This is a genomic window from Mesobacillus jeotgali (assembly GCF_031759225.1).
In the GTDB taxonomy this organism is placed as follows: domain Bacteria; phylum Bacillota; class Bacilli; order Bacillales; family Cytobacillaceae; genus Mesobacillus; species Mesobacillus jeotgali_B.
The window spans coordinates 4089786-4110170 of record NZ_CP134494.1; the positions used below are offsets into that span (position 1 = coordinate 4089786).

Below are 20385 nucleotides of genomic sequence, written 5' to 3' on the forward strand. Positions count from 1 at the left end.
TCTAAGCTGAATGATTGATTAGGGTTCGTTCAGCTTTTTATATAAAAGACTTCGGTTCAATAAATTCCAGACTCTGTTTATCTGGTCTAGATAACTTTATCCAAACGTTTGATCAGCTCGCTGATCCGCTCATCCTTTATCCGATAGCTTACTGGATTGACGATTAGCCTAGAGGTGACGTTTGTGATCGTTTCGTATTCGACCAGGCCATTTTCCTTTAATGTCCTTCCGGTTGAAACGATGTCGACGATCCTGTCGGCGAGCCCGATTAATGGCGCAAGTTCGATTGATCCATTCAGTTTGATGATTTCTACTTGCTCACCCTGTTCACGGAAATAGGCTGCGGCGATGTTCGGATATTTCGTCGCGATTTTCGGGGCGACATCATTCATTTTCGTATCCGGCAATCCCGCGACAGCAAGATAGCAGCCGCTTATTTTTAAATCCAGAAGTTCGTAGACGTCCCTTTCTTCCTCGAGCAGGACGTCCTTTCCGGCAATCCCGAGATCAGCAACGCCATGTTCGACGTATGTAGCGACATCCATCGGCTTTGCCAGGATAAAGCGGAAATTTTCTTCTTCCACGTCAATGATCAACTTGCGGGAATCATCAAATTCAGGAGGCAAATTAAAGCCGGCGTTCCGCAGCAGCTCAACCGCTTCGGTAAAAATCCTGCCCTTAGGCATCGCGATGGTCAACTGTCCATTCATTGCACTCCCTCCTTCCCAACAAGGTAAACGACATCAGCAAAAGCAGCGGAACAAGCATCAAGATTTCTAACGGCGCTGATGTCCTGGAGGATGATCCGTTCCCCGGCCTCCCTGCGCTGGGCAGCAAGCTGGTATGCTTCCTTTCTTCGTTCATGACTGAAAAGAATGCATGTGACAGGTTCAAATTCACCCAAGTCGCCGAGGCTTTCAAGCAGACGGTCGAGCCTGATCGCGAATCCCGTGGCGCCAGTCGATTTCCCGAATTTCTCGAGCAGTTTGTCATAGCGACCGCCATTGCCGATTGGGAAGCCCACCATTCCTGCGTAAACCTCAAATAGAATGCCCGTATAATAACTCATATGGCTGACAATCGGTAAATCAAATTTAATTCGGTCGCTGCCGCCGAAATCTTCGATGATGTCAAAAAGCAGCTTTAATTCATCAAGCGCCGCCCTGCCTTTTCCGTTTTCTATCAGCTCGGATGCCCTGTCAATCACTTCAGGACCGCCGCGCAGTTCAAGGAATGCGAGAAGCCTTTGTGAATCGATTGATGACAGTGGCAAACCTTTGACATGCTCGCGATAACCGACATAATTTTTCTCATATAAAAATTTCGTCAGTTCCCTGGCTCTTTCTTCCGTGCCTAGAATCTGGACGAACAATTCATTGACGAAACCCACATGCCCGACGGAAAGCTGAAACTGTTCCAGTCCAGCTTTTTTCAGCGAGGAAATCGCCAGTGAGATCATCTCGCCATCTGCACTTACCGAGTCGTCGCCAATGCACTCTACACCAATCTGCTCGAACTCAGCCGGCCGGCCACCTTCCCGCTGCTGGGCGCGGTAGACATTCTCAGAATAAGCCAATCTTAACGGAACCTGATTCTTGAATAATTTAGAAGCCGCAACCCTCGCAATCGGTGCGGTCATATCCGGCCGCAGCACAAGCGTATGCCCCTGCTGGTCCAACAGCTTGAACAGCTGCTGATCAAGGATCGCTGAAGCCGTGCCAACTGTTTCGTAATATTCGAGCGCCGGTGTCTCGATGAATTGGAAACCCCATTGCTTCATTTCTTTTTGAATGGAGCTTCGGACTTTTTCCTTCGCTTCATGCAATTCCGGAAGTGTATCCCGCATGCCAAGCGGCTTTTCAAACATGAATAATCTGCTCATTGATTTTCACCCTCTTCGTTGCTGGTGCTTAATATATAAATATTCTCAATCCTTTAGTTCGCTAATATGGTAACAAGATGAAGTTATATGTAGTTTATCGTTCATTTTATTATCCGTCAACCATAAGCTGTTCATGTTTGCTTTTTAAAATAGAGCTGGTAGAATGGTGGCAAATAAAAAGGGGGCTTGCGCAATGAAAATCCTCTGGGACCTGGACGGTACAATCCTTGATACGTGGCCGACACTTGTCGAGGCATTTACGGTTGTGGCAAATAAAGATCTGAAGTATGAAGAAGTCCTGCCTCATTTGAAATATGGGACAGCCTATGAATTTTACGGTGTCGATAAAAAGAAGGTAACTGAATTCCGCGAGATTGAACGCACTTTGTCCAATGACAGGAAGCCGCTTTTTACATATGTTAAGGATGTGCTTGCAAGCGCGGATGCAAATGTACTCGTCACGCATCGTAATCGGCGCTCAACAGAAGAGCTGCTGGAACACTGGGATCTCGGGCCATTTTTCGAGGAAGTCATATGCCCTGCTGATGACGGCTATTCGCTAAAGCCGGATATCCATGCCTATAAGTACCTGCATGATCGGTATCAATTGGACCTTGCAGTCGGCGATCAGAGCACCGACCTGATTCCCGCAAGGAAAATCGGAATTCAAACCTGTTCCTTCCGTGAAGCGAATGAGTTTGCAGACAAAACCATCTATTGTTATTCGGAATTTCCATATAAGTAGAAGTGAAATGCATAAATTTAATCTAATTAGGAGTTTATTTTTGCAGCAGAGGACTTTTATTGGCGAAAAAACATTTTTATTGGCGATTTACTAATTTTATTGGCGATAATTTGATTTTATTGGCGATAAATAGATGTTTATTGGCGAAAATCAATTTTTATTGGCGACTTGGAAATTTTCGCGGATTTTTTCCAGTAGCGGATCCTCGTTAATCCAATTTTTCACCGAAGGGCTACAATCTAAAATCTTGCTACTTTGAAAACTAATGGATACGAAAAAAAGCGAAGCGGAGCAATGTCCGTTTCGCTTTTTGTTATTTGGTGCTAGTCCCATAGATCTCATCATCTGCCCAGCGTTCTGCGAGTTCTTCTTTTGTGTAGATCACGCGCATCGGGTTGCCGCCGACAAAGGCTCCGGCCGGGACGTCTTTGTGTACGAGTGTTCCGGCAGAGACGATGGCGCCGTCACCGATCCTGATGCCTGGCATGAGGGTGGAATTGGCGCCGATCATGACTTCACTGCCAATTTCAACGTCGCCGAGGCGGTATTCCTTGATCAAATATTCGTGCGCCAGGATCGTCGTGTTATAGCCAATGACGGTATTGCGGCCAACAGAGATTTTTTCTGGGAACATGACGTCAAGCATGACCATCAGCGCAAAGGAGGTCTGGTCGCCGACTTTCATTCGCAGAAAGGTGCGGTACAGCCAGTTTTTCATACCAAGAAACGGCGTGTAGCGCGCCACCTGGATGACGACGAAATTTTTGACGACTTTCCAGAACGGGACGGTTTTATACACATGCCAGAGTGAGTTTGCTCCTTCTACTCGGTAACGAGTCGTCCTTCTCATTTTACACCCCGAGTATTGGCAGGATATCAGCCATATTTTCCAAGATATAATCTGGCTTGTATTCCTCTAGATGCTTTCTTCCCTTGATGGACCATGCGACACCGACTGTTTTGGTGCCGGCGTTCTTGCCGCCAAGGATATCATGATGATTATCACCGACCATGATTGCACGGTCCGGTGAAGAACCAAGCATGTCCAATGCTTTTAAAAGCGGCTCCGGATCCGGCTTCGCTTTTTCAACGTGATCAAGCGCGACGACAACCTCGAAGAACTCATCCAAACCTGTCAACTTCAAGCCCATCTGGACTACATCAGATAGCTTCGTGGTTACGATTCCAAGGTGGAAGCCGTTTTCTTTCAGTGTCCGGACTGTTTCGTAAACGCCCTCGAAGCTTTTTACCAGCATATCGTGGTTAGCCAGGTTGTATGTACGATAGGTTTTGATCATTTCCTCATAGCCTTCGGGATCCATCGGCTCAAATGTTTCCTTAAGCGACGGCCCTAGAAACGGAAGGACATCCTCCCGTTTGTATTGGCCGGGATAATAGGTTTCCATTGTATGGAGAAATGATGAAATAATCAGTTCGTTCGTATCAATCAAGGTCCCGTCAAGATCGAACAGGACCGTATCTATTTTATTGTTCATATACTGCTTCCTTTCTTTTTGCGATGTCCGCGCGGTTCCAAATGATCGCAACTGTGATTGTCAGTAAGATTGCCACACCAAGTCGGATCAGCAATAGCGGCAGCACTGGAATTCCAAGCGGAACAAAAATTAAAGTATCTTCAACGACGGCGTGGCAGGCAACGAGGAATATGAATGCCAGCGTGACATCCTTCTTGCTGACTCCATCTTCCTGGACCGCCTGGATCATCACGCCAGCGCCATATGCAAGCCCGATCAGCAGGCCGGCAGCCATTGTCGTCGATGTGTTCTCCTTCATGCCGAGCGCTCTTGTTGCAGGTGCCATCCATCTTGAAAAAACGGCAAGCCATTGCTTATCCTTCATGATCTGGACAACGACCATCAGCGGGATGACGATGATGGCCAGCTGGAATATGCCGAGCCCCGCCTTCGTGATGCCTTCAAGCAGGATTGCTCCCCATCCTGAAACCTCTTCACTTTTAGCAGGGACCATCCCGTATTTCGCGATTTCAGATCCGCCATTCCAAACAAGATTGATGACCACTGCAGATATGAATGCGAGTCCGAGACGGACCAGGACGATAATCCAAAGCTTGACGCCAACCTTGACGGCTACACTCGATTCAACCAGCATATTATGTGAAAAGCTCAGCATCACCGCAATGATGAAGACTTCTTTTACCGTCAAATCAAGTGTCAGGATCGCTCCAATCGCCGCGTATAAATTAAGGAAATTCCCGATGACAAGCGGAATTGCCGCATCCCCTGACAATCCGAGCAGCGACATCAGTGGCGTGATCAGTTTGATTAACCATGGCAGGATCGGGGTGTATTGAAGGATCGACACAATCAAGGTGACGGGAAAGATGACCTTCCCGAGCGCCCAAGTTGTGTTCAAGCCAACCATCAACCCTCTTTTTAATGTAGAACCCATTGAATCATCTCTCCCATTACTTAATGCCTTGATTCATGTATTTGTAAGTTTTCACTTTTAGTAATCCGAAATTTCTAGTTCTCTAAATATCGTACTTTTGAATAACCCTTGACTCTTCTGAAAATCCATAAGCCAATTGCAAAAACAATCAGTGCAATTGAAATGGTTTGGGCAATCCTCAATGATTCTGTCAGCATCAGGCTGTCTGTTCGCATTCCTTCAACAAAGAAGCGGCCGATTGAATACCAGATGATATAGCTGAGGAAAATTTCCCCGCGGCCCAGATTGACTCTGCGCAACGACATCAGCAGGATGAAACCGAGCAGATTCCAGATCGATTCATACAAGAACGTTGGATGATAATACGTTCCATTGATGTACATCTGGTTGATGATGAACTCAGGCAGGTGGAGGTTCTCCAAAAATGCCCTAGTCACTTCTCCGCCGTGGGCTTCCTGGTTCATGAAGTTTCCCCAGCGGCCGATTGCCTGTCCAAGGATGATGCTTGGCGCAGCGATGTCCGCCAGCTTCCAAAACGAAACATTCCGTGCCTTTGTAAAGAAATACGCAGTGATTACAGATCCAATCAACGCACCATGAATCGCAATGCCGCCATTCCAGACTTTGAAAATTTCACCTGGATACTGTGCGTAATAATCCCACTGGAAGATTACGTAGTAAAGCCTTGCTGATAGGATTGCGATCGGGATCGCCCAAAGCATCAGATCCGCAAAAATATCTTTCGGAAGTCCGCGGCGTTCGCCTTCGCGCATGGCAATCCATAACGCAAGCGCAATTCCAAGTCCGATGATGACACCATACCAGTGCACCTGGATCGGCCCGAGCGAAAAGGCAATCGGGTCGATCGGCTGAATATTTTTCTCCATGTCATTTCCCCTTTATCACAAGAAAAGCGCAAGCGCCTTGTCCAGCCCTGACAAGCGCTGGAGGGCCGACCGGTGAAGTCGTTCTTTGACTTCATGGGGTGGACCGAAGCGACTCGGAGGGCTAGGCGCTGAAGCTAGACAATTCTCGAATTTAATTATATATATACTCAAATAATTAAAAAAATCAGTCGTACCAACACTTTGACCGTTCTTAATCAAACGTTTGATTAAGGTTTATTTCGTAAAACTAAGTGTACAGTTGCATTAAATTTTACTGATTAATGTTCATCATGGTCGCCGTCTTCAATGACATCAGACAGCCTGTTGGTGAATTGCTCTGCTGCATTCACACCCATGCGCTTCAGCCTGAAGTTCATTGCTGCTACCTCGATGATGACAGCAAGGTTTCGGCCTGGGCGAACCGGGATCGTCAGCTTTGTTATATCAGTGTCGAGAATTTTCAGCTTCTCTTCATCAAGTCCCAATCTGTCATAAGATTTCTTCTGGTCCCAGATCTCGAGGTCAATGATCAGTGAAATCCGTTTATGTGAACGTACGGCACCAGCACCGAACAGCGTCATCACATTGATGATCCCTACGCCGCGGATTTCGAGAAGATGCTCAATCAAATCAGGTGAGTTCCCGACGAGTGTCCCGATATCCTCCTGGCGGATTTCAACACAATCATCGGCTACGAGACGGTGTCCCCTTTTGACCAATTCCAGCGCTGTTTCACTTTTACCTACACCGCTTTTTCCAGTGATCAGGACGCCTATTCCATACAAATCGACCAGTACACCGTGGACTGCGGTCGTCGGTGCCAGCTTGCTTTCAAGATAATTTGTCAAGTGACTGGAGAGCCTTGTCGTTTTTTGCTTTGATCGCAAAAGCGGCACTGATTCTCGTTCTGCTGCCTCGACCAGTTCGGCAGGAACCTCCATGTCTCTCGTGACAATGATGCCCGGTGTAATATCTGTACAAAGCTTTTGCATCCGCTCTTCCCTGTCTCGGGGAGCCAATTTTTCAAAGAAGGTCAGCTCTGTTTTACCGAGAAGCTGCAGGCGCTCTGCAGGATAATATTCAAAATAGCCAGCGATTTCTAGTCCTGGTCTTGAAATGTCAGTCGTGGTGATTGGACGGTTGATTCCTTCCTCTCCACTTATCAATTCCATGTCGAATTTCTTGATGAGGTCTTTCGTACGGACTTTCGGCAAAGAAGTTCCTCCTTTATAAAAGTGTAAATTTCCACATGATCACAATACCTTTTATTTTAGCACTTTTTCATGAAGAACCAAATATAAGCTGATAAAAAACACCATCCTCGCAGGCAAACTTCCAAATTGGTATTATCCACCCCTTCATATTAATACTAACTGCTCAATTTTTAAAAAAAGGTATAGACAACTATACAGTAAGCTTGTTATCATCAGTTTGTAAGCGAATTCATTATTTTCTATTAATTAACATTAAGAGGGGGAAATACCATGCGTAATGAAGAACGCCTGGCAAGGGAAATACTTGCGCAGCTTGGCGGCGCAGATAATATTGCTGATGTTGCCTCGTGCATGACCCGCCTGCGTGTCAAGCCGGCTGACTACAGCAAAGTCAATCTTGCCGGCATCAAAAAAGTCGATGGCGTGCTCGGTGTCGTTGAAGCAGAAACATTACAGATTATCCTTGGACCTGGGATTGTCACTAAAGTAGCGAATGAAGTTTCAGAGATCACCGGCAAGACTGCCAGTTTAGTAGACGAATCCGATCCGGATCCCTTCGAGGGACTTGCAGGACGTACGAAGGACGAACTCAACAAGAAAAATGCGACTCCGTTCAAGCTTTTCCTAAGAAGGATTGCCAGCATCTTCATTCCGCTGATTCCGGCGATTGTCGCATCCGGTTTAATTGCGGGAATCACCAATGTCATCATCCGTTCTGGTGCTGACCCTGAATCGACGCTTATTCAGTTTCTTAACCTGATCGGCTGGGGTATCTTCAGTTATCTCGGTGTATTTGTCGGTATCAACACGGCTCGTGAATTCGGAGGCTCGCCTGCACTTGGCGGTGCTGCTGGTATCCTGATCATCAACCCGGGTCTTGCGAACATCACTTTGTTTGGTGAAGCACTTGTTCCTGGCCGCGGTGGGTTGATCGGCGTCATGCTTGCTGCAGCTTTCATTGCATTGCTTGAAAAACGGATCCGTAAATTCGTTCCGTCTTCTTTGGATATTATCATTACTCCTACTCTATCATTATTGATTACTGGTATTGCTACATTATTCGTGCTTCAGCCTGTTGGGGGATGGATTTCCGATTTGATCACAAAGGGCTTGCTTGGCCTTCTTGATGTCGGCGGAATCCTTGCAGGACTGGTCCTTGCCGGAACATTCCTTCCTCTTGTTGTTACAGGTTTGCACCAGGGCTTGACTCCTGTGCATATGGAATTGATCAACACGATTGGTGACGACCCGCTGCTGCCTATCCTTGCAATGGGTGGTGCAGGCCAGGTTGGTGCGGCATTTGCGATTTACTTTAAAACAAAGAATGAGAGACTTAAAAAGGTCATCAAGGGCGGGCTTCCAGTTGGTATGCTCGGCATCGGCGAACCGCTTATTTTCGGTGTCACCCTGCCGCTTGGCCGTCCATTCATCACTGCATGTCTAGGGGCAGCAGTCGGCGGAGCATTCCAGGCATTCTTTAAAATTGCAACGATTGCCATCGGTGTTTCCGGTATCCCGCTTGCCTTCCTAGTTCATACAAATCAAATACTGCTCTACTTGCTTGGGCTTCTGCTTGCCTACGTATTCGGGTTCATCTTCACCTGGACGTTTGGCTTTAAAGAAGAAATGGCTAAAGACATCTAACAGGCAAATACAGAAAAAGGAGGAGAGCAATTTTCCTCCTTTCTTCTTTTCTAGTGGCCTTTTCGTTGTTCAATTTTCAAACACACATTTTTGATTGGAGGGATTGCCATGCTTGGCATTTCCGTATATCTGAAAAAGGATATGATGGATCAAAATGCAGCCTGGATTGAAAAAGCAGCTCAATATGGACTGAACTCCATCTTCACTTCCTTACATATACCTGAAGACAATCCTGCTGAGTATAAAGAGCTTTTACAGAAGCTCGGACAACTTGCGAAAAAGCATAGCATGGAGCTGATGGCCGATGTCTCTCCTCGCTCATTGGATTACCTCGGCCTCGAATGGGAGCAATACGATGAGCTGCTTCAATGGGGGCTATCGGGAATCAGGGCTGATTATGGATTTACAATACAGCAGATTGTGGAGCTTTCGCATAAAATGAAGATAGGAATCAATGCCAGTACGGTAACGAAAGAGGAACTGCTTGCCTGGAAAGGTGCCGGTTTAAATACCGGCAACGTCGAAGCATGGCATAATTTTTACCCGCGCCCTGAAACGGGATTGGACAAGGGTTTCCTGATAGAAAGAAATCTAATGTTCCGTTCCTTTGGAATTACGACAATGGCTTTCGTCCCTGGGGATAAGGATTTGCGCGGGCCTGTTTTTTCCGGGCTCCCTACCCTTGAAAAACATCGGTGTCAGCTGCCGCACATAGCTGCTGCAGAACTGATGGGCTCTTGTTTTACCGATAAGATCTTGATTGGGGATCACTCTGTAACAGACGAACAGCTGGAGTTATTGGCTTTCTTGGGTAAAAAAATCATCCCGCTGCGGATTGAGCCCGAAAGCCAGGAGCACTCCGAATTAATGAATAGGCCGCTGACGAACCGAATGGACCCTGCCCGCGATGTCATTAGGGCGGTTGAATCACGCTCCTTTGCTTCGATAGGAGAAGTAAAGATTCCACCTTCTAATCAGCACGAAAGGCTGCGCGGAACGATTACCATCGACAATGAGCTATACGGCCGCTATGCTGGCGAATTGCAAATCGCCGTAAATGACCTGCCACAGGACGAAAAAGTAAATTGCATTGGTAAAGTAGTACATGAAGACCTGCCATTGCTTGATGAGATCAAAGCAGGACAAAAATTTCATTTTATTGTGAGGGATGGACATGGAAATAGCAAAGCTTAATACAGAACAACAGAACCCGAAAACAATGAATATTGACTTGATGTCGACAGAGGAAATCATCACCGTTATCAACCAGGAGGACACAATCGTTCCGAATGTGCTCGCAAGGCAGGTTCCGAACATTTCGGAAGTCGTCGACAAAATCGTCGCTGCCTTTAAAAACGGCGGCCGACTGATCTATATTGGTGCAGGGACTTCCGGGCGGCTCGGAATCATCGATGCTTCCGAATGCCCTCCGACATTCGGAACGGCCCCGGAACTTGTCATCGGGATCATCGCCGGCGGCAAGGAAGCGATGACCGAAGCACTGGAAGGAGTCGAGGATGACAAAGACCAGGGCCGGGCTGATCTGGTAAACATCAACCTGACACCTGATGATATTGTTGTAGGGATCGCTGCCAGTGGACGCACACCATATACGATTGGGGCTTTGGAGTACGCAAAGGAGATTGGAGCAACAACAGTATCCGTGGTCTGCAGCAAGGATTCCGAAATGGAGAAAATCTCCGACCATACCATTGCCGCGGTTGTCGGACCTGAAGTGATCACCGGTTCCACAAGGATGAAAGCAGGTACGGCCCAGAAACTGATTTTGAACATGCTGTCAACTGCTTCGATGATCAAACTGGGCAAAGTATATGGCAACCTGATGGTCGATGTCCAGATGACGAATGAAAAATTACATAACCGCGCTGTCAATATCGTGAAAATGGCAACCGGTGCGTCTGACGAGGAAGCTCGAACAGCCATAAAGGAGCAAAACTATCACACGAAAGCGGCCATCCTCCAAATCACGACGGGACTCAGGGGCACTGAGGCAAAAGAACTTTTGGAAAAACATGAAGGCTATCTGCGCGACGCCATCAGCGATTTTTACGAAAACAACGGCAAATAACCTGTCTATACCAAAATCGACTTCACCAACACTTGCGTATTGTGGTATAGACAAGCCCTGGCGGGTATTTGTATAATAAGAGTGACAAAGGGTAAAGAAAGAAGAACAGGACACAACTTTCAGGTGATATAAAATGAAGGATTTATTGCTCATCAATGCCTCTGTGTTAACACAGGTTGGCATGATTGAAAAAGGATTTATTTATATAAAGCACGGGAAGATTGCCGAAACGGGCCCGATAACCTCCCTCCCCCAACATCAGGCCGAGGTCGTCGAGCTTCCAGCGGGCAGCACGATTGTCCCAGGGTTCATCGATGTGCACATTCACGGTGCTGGCGGATCCGATACGATGGATGGAACCATTGAGGCGATCACGACGATGGCGTCAGTTTTGCCTGAGGAAGGCACAACTAGCTTCCTGGCAACGACCATCACCCAGGATCAAATGGCCATAATGAAAGCATTGGAAAATGCCGCCAATTATATCAGCCGTCATAACCATCCAGGTAAAGCGGAGGTACTCGGTCTCCATTTGGAAGGACCCTTCATCAATGAAGCTCGCAAAGGAGCCCAGCCTGCACAGCACATCATTGCACCGGATATCGAGCTGTTCGCGAAAATGCAGGAGGCTTCCGGAAACAATATCAGGCTAGTGACACTCGCTCCTGAAAAAGAAAATGGCAATCATCTTATTGCCTACCTTGCTGAAAATGGTGTCATAGCCTCGATTGGCCACTCGGATGCCACATACGCACAGATGGCTGAAGCCGTGAAGGCGGGAGCTACCCATGTGACGCACCTGTTCAACGGCATGCGCGGCATGCACCATCGGGATCCAGGTGTCGCCGGTGCAGCTCTCCTTTTTGAAGAGTTGAAGATTGAAATGATTGCAGATGGTATCCATGTCGTTCCCGAAATGCTGGATCTATCGATTCGCGCCAAAGGAACAGATGGTGTCATACTAATCACCGACTCAATGAGAGCGAAATGCCTTAAGAATGGCAGCTATGACCTTGGCGGACAGGAAGTTAGCGTCGCGGACGGAAAAGCGCTTTTAGCTGATGGCACACTGGCCGGCAGTATTTTAAAAATGAAAGATTCATTGCAAAACATGATGGAATTCACGGGGATCAGCCTTGAAGAAGCCGTCAAGCTTGCCAGCGAAAACCCTGCCAGGCAGCTGAATATTTTTGACCGAAAAGGAAGTATCGCTCCAGGCAAAGACGCTGATCTTGTCGTCCTGGACCATAACCATGAGGTTGCCATGACTTTTTGCCGTGGTGTCGCCAGCTATGACCGTTAAAAACAGTTATGAAAGGAGTGATGACATTGAAACTGATTTCAACTTCAAATTACGAGGAGCTCAGCCAGGAAGCTGCAGAGGAAATCATCTCACGAATCAAGAGGAATCCATCGCTGAACCTTGGACTTGCTACCGGAAGTACGCCAACCGGCCTCTACCAGGAACTCATCAGGGACCATAAGCAGAACCAGACTTCCTATAAAGATATCAACACATTCAATCTGGACGAGTACATTGGCATTCCAAAAAAAGATCATAATAGCTATCACTACTTCATGTGTGAACATTTATTTGAGCACATTGATATCCCACTTGACCAGACACATATCCCAGATGGCACAGCGAAGGATCTCGATAAGGAATGCAGGCGCTATGAGCAGTTCATTGAAGAGCATGGCGGCATTGACCTGCAGATCCTCGGAATCGGGCAGAACGGCCATATTGGTTTTAATGAACCAGGCACTCCCTTTGATAGCAGGACGCATATCATCAATCTGGCAGAAAGCACGCGCAAAGCCAACTCAAGATTCTTTGAATCATTGGAGGATGTACCTAAGCAAGCCATCACGATGGGAATCGCCTCGATCATGGACAGCAAAGAAATCTTCCTGCTAGTTTCCGGCACTTCCAAAGCAGAAGCCCTTGCCCGTTTGATGAATGGAGATGTCAGCGAGCACTTCCCTGCTTCCATCCTTCAAAATCATCGAAATGTAACGATATTCGCAGATAAAGAAGCGACAGCATTGCTTTAAAGCTTTTAAGAAATTCAAGCAAAACAGCCGATAAATGCACGCAGTCAGGAGAATGACTTATGATTGATAAACGTTCACCCATACCTATTTACCATCAGCTCGAGGAATATATCAAAACTCAGATCGACAGCGGCGAACTCCAGCCAGATGAAGCGATTCCTTCTGAACGCGTCTATGCAGATATGTTCCAGATCAGCAGGATGACCATCAGGCAGGCATTGACGAATCTTGTAAATGACGGATATTTGTACCGACAAAAAGGCAGAGGCACATTCGTGAACAAAAAGAAGGTCGAACAACGGCTGCAAGGATTGACAAGTTTCACAGAAGACATGAAAGAACGAGGCTTCACTCCTGGAAGCAAACTCGTATCCTTTGAAATCATCCCATCCGGACGGGAAATTGCTGAGCGACTCAAACTCAGTGAAAATACTCCGGTATATGAAATCAAGCGTGTCAGGCTTGCAGACAATGTGCCGATGGCCCTTGAGACCACCTATCTGCCGGCAAATCTGGTCAAAGGATTGACAGAAGACATCATCAACCAGTCGCTATATCAGTATATCGAAGAAAAATTGTCACTGACCATCCACGAAGCCACCCAGCAAATCGAAGCGTCCATTGCAAAGGAACAGGAATTACGCCTACTCGAAATCGAAAAAGGCTCCCCTGTCCTCCTGATTCTCAGGACTTCACATTTGAAAGATGGCACACCATTCGAATTCGTCAAATCTGCCTATCGCGCCGACCGATACAAATTCGTCCACACCATGCAGCGTGGCTGATCATTTAAGGAGATCCAATTTGGGTCTCTTTTTATTTTGATGGAAGCCGATTTTTACAGAATGTCGAAAAGGAATACTTATTTCCACGGAAATAATCGAACCCTTCTGTCGAAATATTTGTCTGACTCGCTTACAATGAGGGTAATACATAGTATAAGGAGTAGATATGATGCTGAAAAATTTCCAGATTGATGATCACGCGAAGAATCAGATGACGGACGAAATCAAGAGATATTTTCTTGAAGAGCGCGGAGAGGAACTAGGCGACCTGGCTGCCTTGCTGATTCTTGAGTTCGTTGCCGACAAGCTCGCCCCCCACTTTTACAACATCGGAATCCAGGATGCCCATGAATTTATATCGCAGCGGGTTGAGGACATTTTTGAATTGAATAAATAATGGCTGAGATTTCACTTTTTTAAAATTTTGAATGTGTAGTTACAAAAAGAGATTCTTAACACTCTAACCGGCTTTATCTGATGTCACTATGTCCTTTTTCGGCCTTTGGTCATATATATACTGATGAGGAAATCTTTTATCGGAAGGTGTGATAATATTGAGAATCATGCTTGATGCTGGGCATGGCTACAACACCCCGGGTAAGCGAAGTCCTGATGGTATGAGAGAATATGAGTTTAACAGGGCTGTGGCCAATTATGCCAGACAGCTGCTGGCAAACTATAAGAATGTCACAGTGTATTTTTCTCATTCTGATCAGCAGGATGTATCATTGAAGGCTAGGACAGATAAGGCAAACAGCCTGAATGTAGATATATTTGTTTCAATTCATGCAAATGCTTTTGGCAGCGGCGGCTGGAGCGATGTCGGCGGAATTGAAACATTTATCTATCCATCAAGGCCGCCCGTGGCTTATCAGCTGGGCCAGAAAATCCAACGTACCCTTGTCGTCTCGACGGGCCTCGAAAACCGTGGTGTGAAAACAGCCGATTTCCATGTCCTGAGGGAAACAAAAATGGACGCCGTGCTTGTGGAATGCGGATTCATGACAAACCGCGATGAAATTAAACTACTGCGTTCTGAAACTTACCGCAGAACGATTGCGGAAGGCATCGTGAAGGCATTGGCTGAGCAGTTCAAGCTGCAGCGCAAGGCTATTGCTCCTGCACCTGGTCCGACACCCGCACCGGCCCCAGCGCCAGCTCCGCCACCAGCAAAAGCCCCTGCACCAGCTAAAAAAGACGGGCTGTTTAAAGTCCAGGCAGGCGCATTCGAAAATGAGGAAAACGCCAAAGAGCTTGCTGAGCGATTGAGAAAAGCAGGTTTTGATGTCTATATTGACAAAGAATAGAGAAAAGGCCGACACTTATGTGCCGGCCTTTTCTCTACTCTTTTGACTTACTTAAAAACGTGTTCTGGATGATCAAGTTGGCGATCGACATGATGATGGCAGTGAGCAGCGCCATGCCGAAGCTGGAGATCTCGAATGAACTCCCCATCAAACTATCCGTCAGCATCAGCGTTATGGCATTGATGACAAACAAGAATAGCCCAAGGCTTAGCACTGTTACAGGGAGCGTTAGCAGAATCAAGATTGGCTTAACGAGAACATTCAGGATCGATAGAACGAAGCTTGCTCCCAAAGCGGCACCAAAGCCTGAAAGATAAATATCATCCTCGAAATAGCCAGCAAGAGCCATGAAGAGAACAGCGTTAATGACAATTCCTAACAGCCATCTCATCTTTTAATACCCTTCCCCGTTTGGCAGTACGAACACTAGCACAAGATAAATCATGGCCATGGGAAAAAACGCAGTACTGAACGTCAAGATTACAAACAGTATACGTACGAGTGCTGCACTCATCCCAAAGGACTCTGCCATGCCTCCGAGCACTCCTGCCAGCATTCGATTTTTCCGTGAGCGGGTTAATTTCATTTCTTTCACCCTTCCTGTTTCCACAAAACTATTGGATTAATTTTTTCACTGCAATGGAGCCGGTTTTTGTATCCGCATAAAGCCTGACAGCTTTTTGTCCGCTTTCGGCAGGCTTGAAACGCAGGTTCTTCTGGACCATATCGCTTTTCTCTTCAACGACCTGGATGCCGTCGATTTCAATTGTAAAGCCGCCAAGATTCGATTTCAACTCACCACTGGCCGGCGTTTTCTCTGGCAGGAATACATCGATGCTGCCGGTAGTCGCCTTCACTTCTACGCTTTCGCAATCCTGATTTTTCACTGTACATGTGACATTGCCATTGAAAGATTGGAGATCGACTTGATCGAAAAAGCCATCCGCTTTGATGGCGCCATTGATCGTTTCAACTTCAAGCTCCTTGATTGCGCTCCTGGCGACTGTGATTTGTCCATTTGCAGTTTCTGTCTCGAGCTTGCCGCACTCGAGATTCCCAAGCAAGACTTTGCCGTTCGCAGTTTTTGCGCGGCAGTCCTTTACTGTTAAGTTTTCACCTTCGATGGAGCCATTAAACAGACGAATTCGAACCGTTTCATATTCTTCTTTCGGGATATGGATGACCGCATCTACCTTCATCCACTTCTGCTGGACCGAGAAACGGAGCTTCTGGTTTTCAATCGTGAAAATCGCGTCCTCTAAAAACTTCCTGCGTGCCTCATCCTGGTTTTCGACTCGGTATACTTTTGCGCTGCACTCGATACGTACATCTTTTTGCTCCCATGGCACAACCTTTACAGATCCATTTGCCATATCAATATCCACCTGATTCAGATAAGCATCGCCCTGCTGGAAAATATGCGTGATATCGACAGACTGGCCAAAATTTAGATCCAAATCGAAATCCTTTATTTTTTTGAATGCTGAATCGACAAAGTCCAGCACCTTGTCTTTTACAGAATTGAATTTATAAGTATTGAAGTCTTCCTTCTTGAACTCTTCCTTTTGGCTTTCTTCAAATTTTACATCCGTTGACAATGCAGTTGATTGGCTTTGCGCGTTACCCTGCTCCATTTGCTCAATCAGGAATAAAGCTTCATCAACCGTCATTTTCCCTTCCTCAACTAATTTAAGAATCCTTTTACGTTCTTCCTTCATCATTTCCATCCCCCTCAATTTATATTAAGCACTTTTATCCCTTTGACCAGATTCCAGATCAACACGATCAGACTCAGTATGACCATTAAAATAGCGCTGCTGAACATTAGCAGAGGGAATCCCCCGGTCCCTCCTGTAAAATCGATTATAGCTGCAATCAAAATAAGCGGCAGCGGAATCAACGGAATAAGATGTGACAGCAGTGCCTTCTTCGCATGAAACTTTACATCCTCATCCTCGGAAGCCAAATAAGCTACAAGCGGAAACAAAATCCCGGCAAACATAACACTGAAATAGCACAAAGCAGACAGAATCCTTTTCGTATCCATCCTCTTCATCTCCTTAGAAATTAATACGCTCCGGAATCCTGGAAGTTTCATATCTTTATGAAAATAGTTCGACATATTGTGATTTATCCCTTGTTAAATACGTATATCGGCTAGTGAAACTTGTGTGAATGCCTTTTATAGGGGATTTCCTTGTAGATTTCGTTCTGCTTGAGTGGTTTTTGCAGGATATTTCGCTTATTTCTTTAACTGGAAAAATTATTCTCTTACTCGACATGCTTAATTGCGCGGAAAATCATCGTAATTGCACAAAGATAGGTGATAATTGCATGCTTACCGGCCATAATTGCACGGAAATCATGAATAATTGAACCGACATCCTAATTTTGGAAAAAAAACAAATTCTTCCCAATACAGCAAAAAACCCTTCCATAATTGGAAGGGCGAAAAATTCTATTAAGCATTGCTTGTGCTTTTTTCTTTTTCCTCAATCTGTTCTTTCATCCGCAGCCTATCGCGTTCCAGTACCGGTTTCAGGTATTTGCCGGTATAGGATTCTTCCACTTCGGCAATCTTTTCTGGTGTTCCGGTGGCGACGATTGTGCCGCCGCGGTCACCGCCTTCAGGTCCGAGGTCGACGATATAGTCCGCAGCTTTGATGACATCGAGATTGTGCTCAATCACCAGCACGGTGTCGCCATTTTCAACGAGTCGCTGGAGGACGATAAGCAGGCGCGAAATGTCATCGACATGTAAGCCAGTCGTCGGTTCATCCAGGATATACAGCGAACGGCCGGTGGAACGTCGGTGAAGCTCGGATGCCAGCTTGACCCGCTGCGCTTCCCCGCCGGAAAGGGTCGTCGCCGGCTGGCCGAGAGTGATATAGCCAAGGCCGACATCATAAATCGTCTGCAGCTTGCGGGCGATCTTCGGAATGTTCGCGAAGAATTCCACCGCTGCTTCAACGGTCATATCAAGGATATCGGAAATATTCTTCCCTTTATATTTCACTTCCAATGTCTCGCGGTTGTATCGTTTGCCGTGACAGACTTCGCATGGCACGTACACATCAGGCAGGAAGTGCATTTCGATCTTGATGATACCGTCGCCTCGGCAGGCTTCACAGCGTCCACCTTTAACGTTGAAGCTGAAGCGGCCTTTCTTATAGCCGCGGACCTTCGCTTCATTCGTCGAAGCAAAGACATCACGGATATCATCGAACACTCCCGTGTAGGTTGCAGGGTTGGATCTTGGCGTACGTCCGATTGGCGACTGGTCAATATCGATGACCTTATCGAGGTGCTCGACACCTTTGATCTCCCTGAACTCGCCTGGCTTGCTTTTTGCACGATGAAGCTGCATCGCCAGTGATTTGTGCAGGATTTCATTGATCAGCGTACTTTTACCAGAACCGGAAACACCTGTTACAGCCATGAAGGTTCCAAGCGGGAACTTCACATTGACATTTTTAAGGTTGTTTTCCTTTGCACCCTTGATTTCGATAAAACGGCCATCCGGCTTTCGGCGCTCAATCGGCAGCGGGATGAACTTTTTACCAGAAAGGTACTTACCTGTCAGTGAATTCGGATCATCCATGACTTCTGCAGGCGTTCCCTGCGATATGATTTCACCGCCATGTACACCCGCTCCAGGACCGATATCGATCAGATGGTCCGCTGCAAGCATCGTGTCTTCATCATGCTCGACGACAATCAGCGTATTGCCGATATCGCGCATGTTTTTCAGCGTATCGATCAGTCTGTCATTGTCGCGCTGATGCAAACCGATGGAAGGCTCATCGAGAATATACAGGACACCCGTGAGTCGAGAGCCAATCTGGGTTGCAAGCCTGATACGCTGTGCTTCTCCGCCGGAAAGCGTCCCAGCCGACCTGCTCATCGTCAGATAATCCAAACCGACATTGATCAAGAAGCCAAGACGTTCCGTAATCTCGCGGAAAATCATATTAGCAATCTTCATTTCTTTTTCCGAAAGCTCAAGACTTTGGAAAAATTGGTGCGCTTCCTCGACCGATAGCGCCGTCACTTCACCGATATGGCGGCCATCCACAAGAACAGCCAGCGTTTCACGCTTGAGCCTGTAACCTTTACAGGTTGGGCAGGCATGTTCGCCCATATATTTTTCCATCTGCTCACGGATATAATCAGAGCCTGTTTCCTTATAGCGGCGCTCGATATTTTTCAAGACGCCCTCAAAAACAATATAGTTCTCACGGACCTGGCCCCAGTCATTTTCATAACGGAAATAAATCCGGTCTTTTTCTGAACCGTAAAGAATCTTGTCCAGCTCATGATCTGGCAGGTCTTTCACCGGTACGTTCATATCGATTCCATAATGATTGCAGACTGCTTCAAGCAGCTGTGGGTAATACTGTGAGCTTGTTGGTTCCCATGGAGCAATCGCATGCTGCTTCAATGAAAGCTCCTTGTTTGGGACGACCAAATCCACGTCAACCTCCAGCTTCGCACCGAGCCCGTCACATTCAGGGCAGGCACCAAAAGGGCTGTTGAATGAGAACATGCGGGGCTCTAGCTCGCCAATCGAGAATCCGCAGATCGGGCAGGCGTGGTTCTCGCTGAACATCAATTCTTCCTCGCCGATCACGTCAATCAGGACATTACCGTCGCCAAGCTTCAGTGCAGCTTCCAAAGAATCCGCAAGGCGGGCAGCAATTCCCTCCTTGACGACGATCCGGTCGATGACGACTTCAATTGAATGCTTCTTGTTTTTCTCGAGCTCGATTTCGTCTCCAAGGTCATGCATCTCACCGTCAATACGTACACGGACATAGCCTTGCTTTTTCACATCTTCAAGGACTTTGACATGAGTACCCTTCCTGCCGGAAACAAGCGGAGCAAGGATCTGCAGCTTTGTCCTTTCGGGATATTCGAGCACGCGGTCAACCATCTGCTCGATTGTTTGTGATGAGATTTCGATATTGTGAACCGGACAGGTTGGACGGCCAACCCTGGCGAAAAGCAGTCGTAAATAATCGTAAATCTCGGTCACCGTTCCTACTGTTGAACGGGGATTACGGCTCGTCGTTTTTTGGTCGATGGAAATCGCCGGAGACAATCCTTCGATCGAGTCAACATCCGGCTTGTCCATTTGACCGAGGAACTGGCGCGCATAGGCAGACAAAGATTCTACATAACGGCGCTGTCCCTCAGCATAAATGGTGTCGAATGCAAGCGAGGACTTTCCTGAACCAGAAAGCCCTGTCAGAACAACAAGCTTGTCTCTCGGAATGGTGACATCTATATTTTTTAAATTATGGGCCCTGGCGCCTTTGACAATCAGTTTATCCATAGCCATATTATC

At 46.8% G+C, this 20385-nt stretch carries 21 protein-coding genes; 9 read left to right on the plus strand and 12 right to left on the minus strand.

The features are described from left to right. Positions 1-86 precede the first annotated feature (86 nt). A complete protein-coding gene (hisG, locus tag RH061_RS20590; RefSeq protein ID WP_311072650.1) occupies positions 87-710 on the minus strand; it encodes an ATP phosphoribosyltransferase in 624 nt (207 codons plus the stop codon). Further along, entirely contained in the window at positions 707-1882 is a 1176-nt protein-coding gene (locus RH061_RS20595; protein ID WP_311072651.1) for an ATP phosphoribosyltransferase regulatory subunit, read from the minus strand. The genes hisG and RH061_RS20595 overlap by 4 nt, the downstream gene beginning before the upstream one ends. Before the next feature lie 193 nt (positions 1883-2075). Here RH061_RS20595 and RH061_RS20600 point away from each other — a divergent pair, with 193 nt between their 5' ends. Then, positions 2076-2627, plus strand: coding sequence for an HAD hydrolase-like protein (locus RH061_RS20600; protein ID WP_311072652.1), 552 nt, complete (start codon positions 2076-2078; stop codon positions 2625-2627). Positions 2628-2940: 313 nt separating this feature from the next. Here the strand turns inward: RH061_RS20600 and RH061_RS20605 are convergent, their stop codons facing one another. The 5 genes from RH061_RS20605 to hprK all read right to left on the minus strand — a co-directional run bounded on the left by RH061_RS20605 (position 2941) and on the right by hprK (position 7158). Continuing rightward, entirely contained in the window at positions 2941-3477 is a 537-nt protein-coding gene (locus tag RH061_RS20605; RefSeq protein ID WP_311072653.1) for an acyltransferase, read from the minus strand. Position 3478: 1 nt separating this feature from the next. After that, on the minus strand, positions 3479-4123 hold the full coding sequence (gene ppaX / locus RH061_RS20610) for a pyrophosphatase PpaX (RefSeq protein ID WP_311072654.1): 645 nt from the start codon (positions 4121-4123) through the stop codon (positions 3479-3481). Further along, positions 4113-5057 (minus strand): nucleoside recognition domain-containing protein, encoded by a 945-nt coding sequence (locus RH061_RS20615; RefSeq protein WP_311072655.1) that lies wholly within the window; start codon positions 5055-5057, stop codon positions 4113-4115. The genes ppaX and RH061_RS20615 overlap by 11 nt, the downstream gene beginning before the upstream one ends. Positions 5058-5131: 74 nt before the next feature. Continuing rightward, a complete protein-coding gene (gene lgt / locus RH061_RS20620) occupies positions 5132-5944 on the minus strand; it encodes a prolipoprotein diacylglyceryl transferase (protein ID WP_311072656.1) in 813 nt (270 codons plus the stop codon). A 278-nt stretch (positions 5945-6222) separates the two neighbouring features. Further along, positions 6223-7158 carry an HPr(Ser) kinase/phosphatase gene (gene hprK / locus RH061_RS20625; RefSeq protein WP_311072657.1) on the minus strand — a complete coding sequence of 312 codons (936 nt, stop codon included), beginning with the start codon at positions 7156-7158 and terminating at the stop codon, positions 6223-6225. Positions 7159-7428: 270 nt separating this feature from the next. Between hprK and RH061_RS20630 the strand changes: the two genes are divergently transcribed. The 8 genes from RH061_RS20630 (at position 7429) to RH061_RS20665 (ending at position 15038) form a co-directional block, all read left to right on the plus strand. Next, the gene (locus RH061_RS20630) at positions 7429-8802 is read left to right on the plus strand and encodes a PTS transporter subunit EIIC (protein ID WP_311072658.1); all 1374 of its coding nucleotides are present in this window, start codon (positions 7429-7431) and stop codon (positions 8800-8802) included. A 108-nt stretch (positions 8803-8910) separates the two neighbouring features. After that, the gene (locus RH061_RS20635) at positions 8911-9996 is read left to right on the plus strand and encodes a DUF871 domain-containing protein (RefSeq protein WP_311072659.1); all 1086 of its coding nucleotides are present in this window, start codon (positions 8911-8913) and stop codon (positions 9994-9996) included. Further along, positions 9977-10891, plus strand: a complete 915-nt coding sequence (gene murQ, locus RH061_RS20640) for an N-acetylmuramic acid 6-phosphate etherase (RefSeq protein WP_311072660.1) — start codon at positions 9977-9979, stop codon at positions 10889-10891. Before RH061_RS20635 ends, murQ begins: the two co-directional genes overlap by 20 nt. A 133-nt stretch (positions 10892-11024) precedes the next feature. Further along, entirely contained in the window at positions 11025-12194 is a 1170-nt protein-coding gene (gene nagA, locus RH061_RS20645) for an N-acetylglucosamine-6-phosphate deacetylase (RefSeq protein WP_311072661.1), read from the plus strand. 26 nt (positions 12195-12220) lie between these two features. Beyond that, entirely contained in the window at positions 12221-12946 is a 726-nt protein-coding gene (nagB, locus tag RH061_RS20650; protein WP_396654833.1) for a glucosamine-6-phosphate deaminase, read from the plus strand. A gap of 59 nt (positions 12947-13005) precedes the next feature. Further along, a complete protein-coding gene (locus RH061_RS20655; protein ID WP_311072663.1) occupies positions 13006-13731 on the plus strand; it encodes a GntR family transcriptional regulator in 726 nt (241 codons plus the stop codon). A 166-nt stretch (positions 13732-13897) separates the two neighbouring features. Beyond that, positions 13898-14128: a DUF2164 domain-containing protein gene (locus RH061_RS20660; RefSeq protein WP_311072664.1), complete on the plus strand. Its 231-nt coding sequence runs from the start codon at positions 13898-13900 to the stop codon at positions 14126-14128. A gap of 166 nt (positions 14129-14294) precedes the next feature. Then, positions 14295-15038, plus strand: coding sequence for an N-acetylmuramoyl-L-alanine amidase (locus tag RH061_RS20665; protein ID WP_311076485.1), 744 nt, complete (start codon positions 14295-14297; stop codon positions 15036-15038). Between the two features lie 34 nt (positions 15039-15072). Here the strand turns inward: RH061_RS20665 and RH061_RS20670 are convergent, their stop codons facing one another. From RH061_RS20670 to uvrA, 5 genes are all read right to left on the minus strand, one after another. Beyond that, positions 15073-15429: a phage holin family protein gene (locus RH061_RS20670; protein ID WP_311072665.1), complete on the minus strand. Its 357-nt coding sequence runs from the start codon at positions 15427-15429 to the stop codon at positions 15073-15075. A gap of 3 nt (positions 15430-15432) precedes the next feature. Further along, positions 15433-15624, minus strand: a complete 192-nt coding sequence (locus RH061_RS20675) for a PspC domain-containing protein (protein ID WP_311072666.1) — start codon at positions 15622-15624, stop codon at positions 15433-15435. A gap of 28 nt (positions 15625-15652) precedes the next feature. Beyond that, a complete protein-coding gene (locus RH061_RS20680; protein WP_311072667.1) occupies positions 15653-16759 on the minus strand; it encodes a DUF4097 family beta strand repeat-containing protein in 1107 nt (368 codons plus the stop codon). An 11-nt stretch (positions 16760-16770) separates the two neighbouring features. Further along, positions 16771-17085 (minus strand): magnetosome magnetite crystal formation protein family, encoded by a 315-nt coding sequence (locus tag RH061_RS20685; protein ID WP_311072668.1) that lies wholly within the window; start codon positions 17083-17085, stop codon positions 16771-16773. 414 nt (positions 17086-17499) lie between these two features. Continuing rightward, positions 17500-20379: an excinuclease ABC subunit UvrA gene (gene uvrA / locus RH061_RS20690; protein ID WP_311072669.1), complete on the minus strand. Its 2880-nt coding sequence runs from the start codon at positions 20377-20379 to the stop codon at positions 17500-17502. Positions 20380-20385: the final 6 nt, after the last annotated feature.

Coding starts and splice junctions, on each gene's coding strand:
- hisG (WP_311072650.1), bottom strand. CDS start 710: ATGAATGGACAGTTGACCATCGCGATGCCTAAGGGCAGGATTTTTACC.
- RH061_RS20595 (WP_311072651.1), bottom strand. CDS start 1,882: ATGAGCAGATTATTCATGTTTGAAAAGCCGCTTGGCATGCGGGATACA.
- RH061_RS20600 (WP_311072652.1), top strand. CDS start 2,076: ATGAAAATCCTCTGGGACCTGGACGGTACAATCCTTGATACGTGGCCG.
- RH061_RS20605 (WP_311072653.1), bottom strand. CDS start 3,477: ATGAGAAGGACGACTCGTTACCGAGTAGAAGGAGCAAACTCACTCTGG.
- ppaX (WP_311072654.1), bottom strand. CDS start 4,123: ATGAACAATAAAATAGATACGGTCCTGTTCGATCTTGACGGGACCTTG.
- RH061_RS20615 (WP_311072655.1), bottom strand. CDS start 5,057: ATGGGTTCTACATTAAAAAGAGGGTTGATGGTTGGCTTGAACACAACT.
- lgt (WP_311072656.1), bottom strand. CDS start 5,944: ATGGAGAAAAATATTCAGCCGATCGACCCGATTGCCTTTTCGCTCGGG.
- RH061_RS20630 (WP_311072658.1), top strand. CDS start 7,429: ATGCGTAATGAAGAACGCCTGGCAAGGGAAATACTTGCGCAGCTTGGC.
- RH061_RS20635 (WP_311072659.1), top strand. CDS start 8,911: ATGCTTGGCATTTCCGTATATCTGAAAAAGGATATGATGGATCAAAAT.
- murQ (WP_311072660.1), top strand. CDS start 9,977: ATGGAAATAGCAAAGCTTAATACAGAACAACAGAACCCGAAAACAATG.
- nagA (WP_311072661.1), top strand. CDS start 11,025: ATGAAGGATTTATTGCTCATCAATGCCTCTGTGTTAACACAGGTTGGC.
- RH061_RS20655 (WP_311072663.1), top strand. CDS start 13,006: ATGATTGATAAACGTTCACCCATACCTATTTACCATCAGCTCGAGGAA.
- RH061_RS20660 (WP_311072664.1), top strand. CDS start 13,898: ATGATGCTGAAAAATTTCCAGATTGATGATCACGCGAAGAATCAGATG.
- RH061_RS20665 (WP_311076485.1), top strand. CDS start 14,295: ATGCTTGATGCTGGGCATGGCTACAACACCCCGGGTAAGCGAAGTCCT.
- RH061_RS20670 (WP_311072665.1), bottom strand. CDS start 15,429: ATGAGATGGCTGTTAGGAATTGTCATTAACGCTGTTCTCTTCATGGCT.
- RH061_RS20675 (WP_311072666.1), bottom strand. CDS start 15,624: ATGAAATTAACCCGCTCACGGAAAAATCGAATGCTGGCAGGAGTGCTC.
- RH061_RS20680 (WP_311072667.1), bottom strand. CDS start 16,759: ATGATGAAGGAAGAACGTAAAAGGATTCTTAAATTAGTTGAGGAAGGG.
- RH061_RS20685 (WP_311072668.1), bottom strand. CDS start 17,085: ATGGATACGAAAAGGATTCTGTCTGCTTTGTGCTATTTCAGTGTTATG.
- uvrA (WP_311072669.1), bottom strand. CDS start 20,379: ATGGCTATGGATAAACTGATTGTCAAAGGCGCCAGGGCCCATAATTTA.